The organism is Mesorhizobium sp. M0802, from assembly GCF_040320115.1.
GTDB lineage: Bacteria > Pseudomonadota > Alphaproteobacteria > Rhizobiales > Rhizobiaceae > Mesorhizobium.
Window position 1 is genome coordinate 1 of sequence record NZ_JAMYOY010000047.1, and the last position, 6,830, is coordinate 6,830.

The following is a 6,830-nucleotide window of genomic DNA, read 5'->3' on the forward strand; positions in this document are numbered from 1 at the left end:
AGCCCCTCCGGGTTCGAAAGCAGAATGTCTTTGACGGCAGCGCTGGTCGATTTACCTTCTGTCTTGGTCATGGTGGCGTTCCTTCGCGGGAATCAGGTGACGTGAACAATCACCAGCCTGCCATGACCGCCCCCTCTCAGCGAATTTGCAGAACTCTCAGCACACTACGAAATCCAGGGCCTAGATAGAGACTGAACAGGCGTCTTTCCACCTTCATCTTGAACATCTTTACGCCTCCCTGAAGACGCTGGAACCCGTCAGACTTTGGTTCTGAGGCCTTTAGAATCGAAACGGCCTGGAACGAGACGTCTGCAAGGTAGCCGCCAAGTAAGCGAGCAAGCAAACTCGCATCACATACAAATTTTGCGCTAGATTTTTGAACTATCGATACTCAGCGTTAGTCATCTGTGAGATCGTCCCAAAGGCTCTCAGCAAAGCTCCTGAGCACAATTAACTCGAAGGAGTCGCTGCCGATGCGAGTGATGTGAGCGGCGATATGGCCGATCAGGGTTGTTGCCGATCGGCCGACGGGAAAGGAGGCGACGGAAAGGTCGATGGCTGTACCCTTTGATAGGATGCGTTCTGCTTGTTCGCCGTCGATGCGAATACGGACGCGGCCGGCGCTCTGGTCGACGCCCGTCGCGCGCGGTTCGAGCGTCTCGAACAGCGTCTTCATGGCGGAATGCGTCATCGGCTCGTCGCCAACGATAAACCAATGTCCCGGCGAAACGGCCCGGACGCCGCCTTTGCCAAGTCCGCCCAGGAAGGATCCCAGGTCCTGTTCTCCGGGCGCTGCAAGCACATGGACGATTGCGCCTTCGGGCAGCGCCGAGAGCCTTACTTCCGCAGAGGTGACCGCAGTCCTGGCGCCGAGCACCGGGTGAAGAGTCAGGCGTAAATCAGACATGGAGCCTCTCGTTCTGCGGATCGACAAAAACCGTGTTGCATAGTCGCGCTGCTGTGAATTCGCCGCACAAGCCGTTCCACACCAATACTTCCTCGCCATGCCGTTCCGGCCCGCGCCTGACCAGCGCAAGGCCAATGGTGAAGCCGACATGAGGTGAATAGGCACTCGAGGTCACATAGCCTTGATCATTCTCCAAGGTTGCAGCGGCATCCTTGGCGAGGATATGCGAGCCGGTGCGGAATGTGGTCGCGGGATCGAGCGGCACGACGCCGACAAGGCGCGGGCGATCCTCGGCCACCAGTCCCTCGCGGCCGAGCATCGCCTTGCCGATGAAATCCGGCTTGGCGGTGGATACCATCTTTGCGAAGCCGAGGTCCGATGGGATCACCGTGCCGTTAATTTCGTTATGCGTCACATGGCCCTTCTCGATGCGCAGTACGCTGAGCGCCTCGACGCCGTAGGGCTGGATGCCATGTTCCTTGCCTGCCTGGAGAACGGCGTCGGCGACGCTCTCGCCATAACCGGCCGGCACGGCAAGCTCATAGGCCAGTTCGCCTGAGAAAGAGATACGGAACAGGCGGCCATGCAGCCGACCGCCGAACAGCGAGACTTCCTTTGCCGCAAGAAAGGGGAATGCAGCGTCGGAAATATCATCATCGACGATCGCCTGCACCGTCGCGCGCGCCTTCGGCCCGACCACGGACATCTGTCCCCATTGGTCCGTGGCCGAGGCGAGCCGCACGTCGAACTCCGGCCACAGCACTTGAGCGCAGAATTCGAGATGCTTCATGACGCCGGCGGCATAGGCCGTGGTCGTCGTCATGAAGAAGCGATCGTCAGCCAGGCGGCTCGTCGTGCCGTCATCATAGATAAAGCCGTCCTCGCGCAGCATCAGACCATAGCGCGCCTTGCCGACCGGCAGTTTCAGGAAGGCGTTCGAATAGACCCGATTGAGGAACTCCGCCGCATCCTTGCCGCAGATCTCGATCTTGCCGAGCATCGACACGTCGCAGATGCCGACATTCGTTCGAACATTCAGGACCTCGCGATCGACGCTCTGTCGCCAGTTGGTTTCACCCGCCCGCGGGAACCAGGATGAGCGATACCAGAGGCCGGTCTCCACGAAGACCGCGCCCTGCTTCTTGGCCCAGTCATGCAGAGGCGACTTGCGCACTGGCTGGAATTGATTGCGGTGATGCGGGCCAGTCAGCGCGCCGAAGCTGATCGGCGTGTAGAAGGGCCGGAAGGTCGTCGTGCCGACTTCGGCGGGAGAAACGCCACGAGCTTCGGCCAGCAGGCCAGTTGCGTTGACATTGGAGAGCTTGCCCTGGTCGGTGGCCATGCCCGATGTCGTGTAGCGCTTGGCAAGTTCGATATCGCCATAGCCTTCCTGCCCGGCAAGGCCGAGATCCATGTGCCTTACATCGTTCTGGAAGTCGACGAAGGCCTTGCCCTTCACGCCAGGAATATTCCAGAGCGGGCGGGCCGATGGAGAGATGATGTCGCCATCGACTGGACCGGAGTCGAATGGTTGGGCGCCGAACCCGAGGTCTTGGGCGATGGTAGCGCCTCGCGCGGCGCCCTCTGCAAAGCTTGCTGACAATCCCGTTGTGCCCGTGACGCCGCCCGCGAGCGCGAGGCCCCTGGTCTCAGATGGGGCCATGAAGGCGCCATGCGCATCCGACCATTGCGGCTTGCCGCCGCGATGGCATGCAAGGTGGATGATCGGGCTGAAGCCGCCGGACATGGCAAGCGCATCCACAGCGATGGTTTCGGTGGCGCCGTTTGCGGTCATGACGTTGACGCTGGAGAGCGTCTTGCCGCCCTTGGCGTCGGACACGACGGCGCCCTGGATAAGGCGAGCGTTGCCGGTATAGGCGAACTGGGTGTCGGCGCGGCTATCGATGATTGCAGTAAGCTGGACACCCGCCGCCTCGAGATCGCGGGCGAGTGGGTAGGCGCTGTCATTGGTGGTGAAGATGGCGGTGCGCTGGCCTGGGGCCACGGCAAAGTGGTTGAGATAGCTGCGCATAGCACCCGCGATCATCACGCCGGGAATATCGTTGCCGCCGAACACCAAAGGCCGCTCCTCGGCGCCGGTGGCGAGCAGCGCCTTCTTGGCGATGATGCGCCACAGGCGCTCGACCGGCTTGTTCGGATCGGGGTTGCGCACATGCTTCTGGGCGCGCTCCACAGCTCCAAAGATATTGCCGTCATACCAGCCGAAAGCGGTGGTGCGGGTCAGGACGCGCACATTCGGCAGCGTTTCCAGCTCGTCGGCGAGCCGCTTGGCAAAAGCCGGCGCGTTTTCCCCATCGATGGTGGCGGTCTCCGACAGCAACGATCCGCCCGCAAGGCTATGTTCGTCGAGGATGATGACACGTGCCCCGGCACGGCCGGCGGTCAGCGCGGCGGCCAGCCCGGCGGGGCCGGCGCCGATCACCAGCAGGTCGCAATGCGCCCAGCTCTTCTCGTACCGGTCGGGATCGGCCTCGTAGGTCGCTCTGCCGAGACCGGCGGCGCGGCGGATAAAGGGCTCGTAGAGACCTTCCCAGAGCTTCGCCGGCCACATGAAGGTCTTGTAGTAGAAGCCCGCGGCGAGGAAGGGTGAGAGCAGGCCGTTCAGCGAACCGATGTCGTAATCGAGCGAAGGCCAGCGGTTCTGGCTGCGGGCTTCGAGACCGTCGTAAAGGTCCTGCATCGTAGCCCGGGTATTGGCCTCCGTGCGCCCTCCGCTGCCGATGGTCATCAATGCATTCGGTTCGGCGGCGCCCGCGGTTAGGATGCCGCGCGGCCGATGGTATTTGAAGCTGCGGCCCACCAACTGGCGGCCATTGGCGAGCAGGGCGGAAGCCAGCGTATCGCCCGCATGGCCAGTGAGCGACTGGCCGTCAAAGCTGAAGCCGAGGCGTGCCTGGCGATCGATCAGGCCACCCTTAGGCAGTCGATAGGAGGACATCAGAGCGCCTCCGCCGATAGGTCGAGCACAACGTCGCGGGAGCCCGAGATTTCATGCGTGGCCGTATCGCGGCTCACCACCAGCCAGCGCCGGCAGCCCGAGGTATGATGCCAATATTCCTCATAGGCGCCTCGCGGATTGTCGCGCAGATAGACATAGTCGATCCACGCCCCCGTTCCGGCATCGGGTGCGGGCCGGACGAGTGCCGCCCCTTTCACAGTGAATTCTTCTTTCGGTCGAGAGCCGCAATGAGGGCATGGAATAAGGCTTGCCATGTTCAGGTACCCTGGAAATCAGTGAAGGTTGGGCTGGGCGCCCTGGCCGTTTTCGTCGAGAATATGGCCGCGCGCGAAACGGTCGAGCCGGAAGGCGCGAGCGGTCTCGTGCGGCGTGCCGCGTGCAATGAGATGCGCAAAGCAGAGGCCCGATGCGGGCGTCGCCTTGAAGCCGCCATAGCACCAGCCGGCATTGAGGTAGAGATTGTCGATATGGGTGCGGTCGATGATCGGCGAGCCATCCATCGACATGTCCATGATCCCGCCCCATGAACGCAGCACGCGCACGCGGGAAATGCCTGGGATCATCGCCTTACCCGCCTCGGCAACATGCTCGACGGTGGCGAGATTGCCGCGTTGCGCATAGGAATTGTAGCCGTCGATGTCGCCGCCGAAGACGAGCCCGCCCTTGTCGGACTGCGAGACGTAGAAATGGCCCGCGCCGAAGGTCACGACGCAATCGATGAAGGGTTTCAGGCCCTCGGAGACGAAGGCCTGCAGCACATGGCTTTCGAGCGGCAGCTTTATATCGGCCATCTCGGCGACGCGCGAGGAATTGCCGGCCGCCGCGAGAGCCAGCTTGCCGCAGCTTATGAAGCCGCGCGTGGTCTCGACGCCGACTACCTTGCCGTTTTCGCGGCGGATGCCGGTCACTTCACAATGGTGGATGATGTCGACGCCGCGCATGTCGGCGCCACGCGCATAGCCCCAGGCCACCGCGTCATGCCGCACCGTGCCACCGCGGCTCTGAAGCAGGCCGCCCTGGATCGGGAAGCGGGCACTGTCGAAATCGAGGAATGGCAGCTTGGCGCGGACCGCCTCGCGGTCGAGCAGTTCAGCATCAACGCCATGCAGCAGCATGGCATTGCCGCGCCGCGTATAGGCGTCGCACTGCGCGTCCGAATGATAGAGATTGAGCACGCCGCGTTGAGAGACCATGGCGTTGAAATTGAAATCCTGCTCCAAGCCTTCCCAGAGCTTCATGGACAGTTCGTAGAAGGGGTTGTTGCCCGGCAGCAGGTAGTTGGAGCGGATGATTGTCGTGTTTCGCCCGACATTGCCGGAGCCGATATAGCTCTTCTCCAGTACTGCGACGTCGGTGACGCCAAATTCCTTGGCGAGATAGTAGGCCGTCGCTAGGCCATGCCCGCCCCCGCCAACGATGATCACGTCGTAGTGGGGTTTGGGCTCCGGCGCACGCCAGGCAGGGGTCCAAGTCTTATTGCCACGAAGTCCGTTGAGAAGCACGGATAGAGCCGAATACCGCATGGAATGGCCTGTTGATGGAGCTGTCATCCAGCAACGTACGTCATGTTTGGTTATTGGAATTGCCCAAACGGGACATAATGATATGAAATCGGGACATGACGACGAATGAGTCCAGATCTCTCCAGCGCATGGGCTTCCTGCTCGTGCCGAATTTCGCGTTAATGTCCTATGCTTCCGCCACCGAACCGCTGCGCGCTGCCAATCTGATCGCCGGCGTACCGCTCTATGATGTCACTCCGCTATCTTCGTGCGGCCAGCCGGTGCGAAGTTCTTCGGGTCTCACCATTGATTGCGATGATTTGCAGGCAAAGGGCGGAGCCTGCCACACCGTGTTTGTATGTGCAGGTGGAACTCGTCACGACTGGGTCGACCGGGACGGCCTTTACGGGATGCTGCGCAAGCTCTCGCGCCAGGGCTCCCGGATTGGCGGCATATCTTCGGGCGCTTTCCTGCTGGCCGCGGCGGGCCTTTTGGAAAATCGGGACTTCACCATCCATTGGGAACATGCCGAGCTTCTGAAGGAAGCCTTTCCACATCTGTCGCCCCGGCAGGCGCGTTATGTCTTAGACGGCGACCGGGTCACCTGCGGTGGCGGCGTCGCGCCCCTCGACATGATGCATGCGATGATTTCCGAGCGGATGGGCTCGCATTTCGCTCGCCGCGTCAGCGATTGGTATCTCCATACTGCAATCGGCGAACCCACCGCCCCACAGCGCGGCTCGTCGGCGGAGCGATTTGGCACCCATCATCCAGCGCTGCTTGCCGTCCTGGAAAAGATGGATGCCACCATCGAACATCCGCTTTCCCGTGATGCGATGGCGAAGGTCGCTGGCGTCAGCATTCGCCACCTTGACCGGCTGTTTGCGGACCATTTGAAAATCGGATTTCTTGAAGCCTATCGAAACGTGCGCCTGGATCACGCGCGCAGACTTCTGGAGCAAAGCCCACTGTCAATTTCGGAGATCGCGTTCGCCGCCGGATTTTCCAGTCCTGGGCATTTTTCGAAAGCATTCTCAAATCGGTTCTCGAATTCCCCGCGCCGTCTTCGGGACAAAACACGGGAAAGCACGCGATGATCAATTGGCTTTGCCATCGTCCGACCCCAGCAAGTAGGATCGGGCAAGTGCTGCCTCAAGGCCGTTGCGGACTGCAGTCTCGAAGTTGCTCGCAATCATAGCCTCCAGGCCTGCCGAGGTGCTGCCTCTGTAGTCAATGAATCGTCTGACAACATCCTCGGGGGCGTCTGAATTTAGTGAAAGAGCGCCCCGGCACCTTTCAGCACGGCAATCACAGCCCTCCGCGCAACCATAGGTCAATCGCCCTCGTCACAGCATCGGTAGTGTGCTGAGAGTTCTGCAAATTCGCTGAGAGAGGGCGGTCATGGCAGGCTGGTGATGTTCAACGTCACCGATTCCCTGGA

At 61.3% G+C, this 6,830-nt stretch carries 5 protein-coding genes; 1 reads left to right on the forward strand and 4 read right to left on the reverse strand.

The features are described 5' to 3' along the window. Positions 1-397 precede the first annotated feature (397 nt). Genes soxG through NKI10_RS30660 form a run of 4 tightly spaced genes read right to left on the reverse strand, consistent with a single transcriptional unit; the run spans position 398 to position 5,410 of the window. Entirely contained in the window at positions 398-907 is a 510-nt protein-coding gene (gene soxG / locus NKI10_RS30645; protein WP_352862598.1) for a sarcosine oxidase subunit gamma family protein, read from the reverse strand. Then, the gene (locus NKI10_RS30650) at positions 900-3,866 is read right to left on the reverse strand and encodes a sarcosine oxidase subunit alpha family protein (RefSeq protein ID WP_352862599.1); all 2,967 of its coding nucleotides are present in this window, start codon (positions 3,864-3,866) and stop codon (positions 900-902) included. The genes soxG and NKI10_RS30650 overlap by 8 nt, the downstream gene beginning before the upstream one ends. Continuing rightward, the gene (locus NKI10_RS30655; protein ID WP_031194337.1) at positions 3,866-4,141 is read right to left on the reverse strand and encodes a sarcosine oxidase subunit delta; all 276 of its coding nucleotides are present in this window, start codon (positions 4,139-4,141) and stop codon (positions 3,866-3,868) included. The genes NKI10_RS30650 and NKI10_RS30655 overlap by 1 nt, the downstream gene beginning before the upstream one ends. Before the next feature lie 18 nt (positions 4,142-4,159). After that, positions 4,160-5,410 (reverse strand): sarcosine oxidase subunit beta family protein, encoded by a 1,251-nt coding sequence (locus tag NKI10_RS30660; RefSeq protein WP_031194335.1) that lies wholly within the window; start codon positions 5,408-5,410, stop codon positions 4,160-4,162. 95 nt (positions 5,411-5,505) lie between these two features. On the opposite strand from NKI10_RS30660, the gene NKI10_RS30665 reads away from it, so the two are divergent. Continuing rightward, the gene (locus tag NKI10_RS30665) at positions 5,506-6,486 is read left to right on the forward strand and encodes a GlxA family transcriptional regulator (RefSeq protein WP_031194333.1); all 981 of its coding nucleotides are present in this window, start codon (positions 5,506-5,508) and stop codon (positions 6,484-6,486) included. Positions 6,487-6,830 lie beyond the last annotated feature (344 nt).

Bases quoted from the DNA above. Each gene is read 5' to 3' on its own strand.
- NKI10_RS30660 (WP_031194335.1), bottom strand. From the start codon at position 5,410: ATGCGGTATTCGGCTCTATCCGTGCTTCTCAACGGACTTCGTGGCAAT.
- NKI10_RS30650 (WP_352862599.1), bottom strand. From the start codon at position 3,866: ATGTCCTCCTATCGACTGCCTAAGGGTGGCCTGATCGATCGCCAGGCA.
- soxG (WP_352862598.1), bottom strand. From the start codon at position 907: ATGTCTGATTTACGCCTGACTCTTCACCCGGTGCTCGGCGCCAGGACT.
- NKI10_RS30665 (WP_031194333.1), top strand. From the start codon at position 5,506: ATGACGACGAATGAGTCCAGATCTCTCCAGCGCATGGGCTTCCTGCTC.
- NKI10_RS30655 (WP_031194337.1), bottom strand. From the start codon at position 4,141: ATGGCAAGCCTTATTCCATGCCCTCATTGCGGCTCTCGACCGAAAGAA.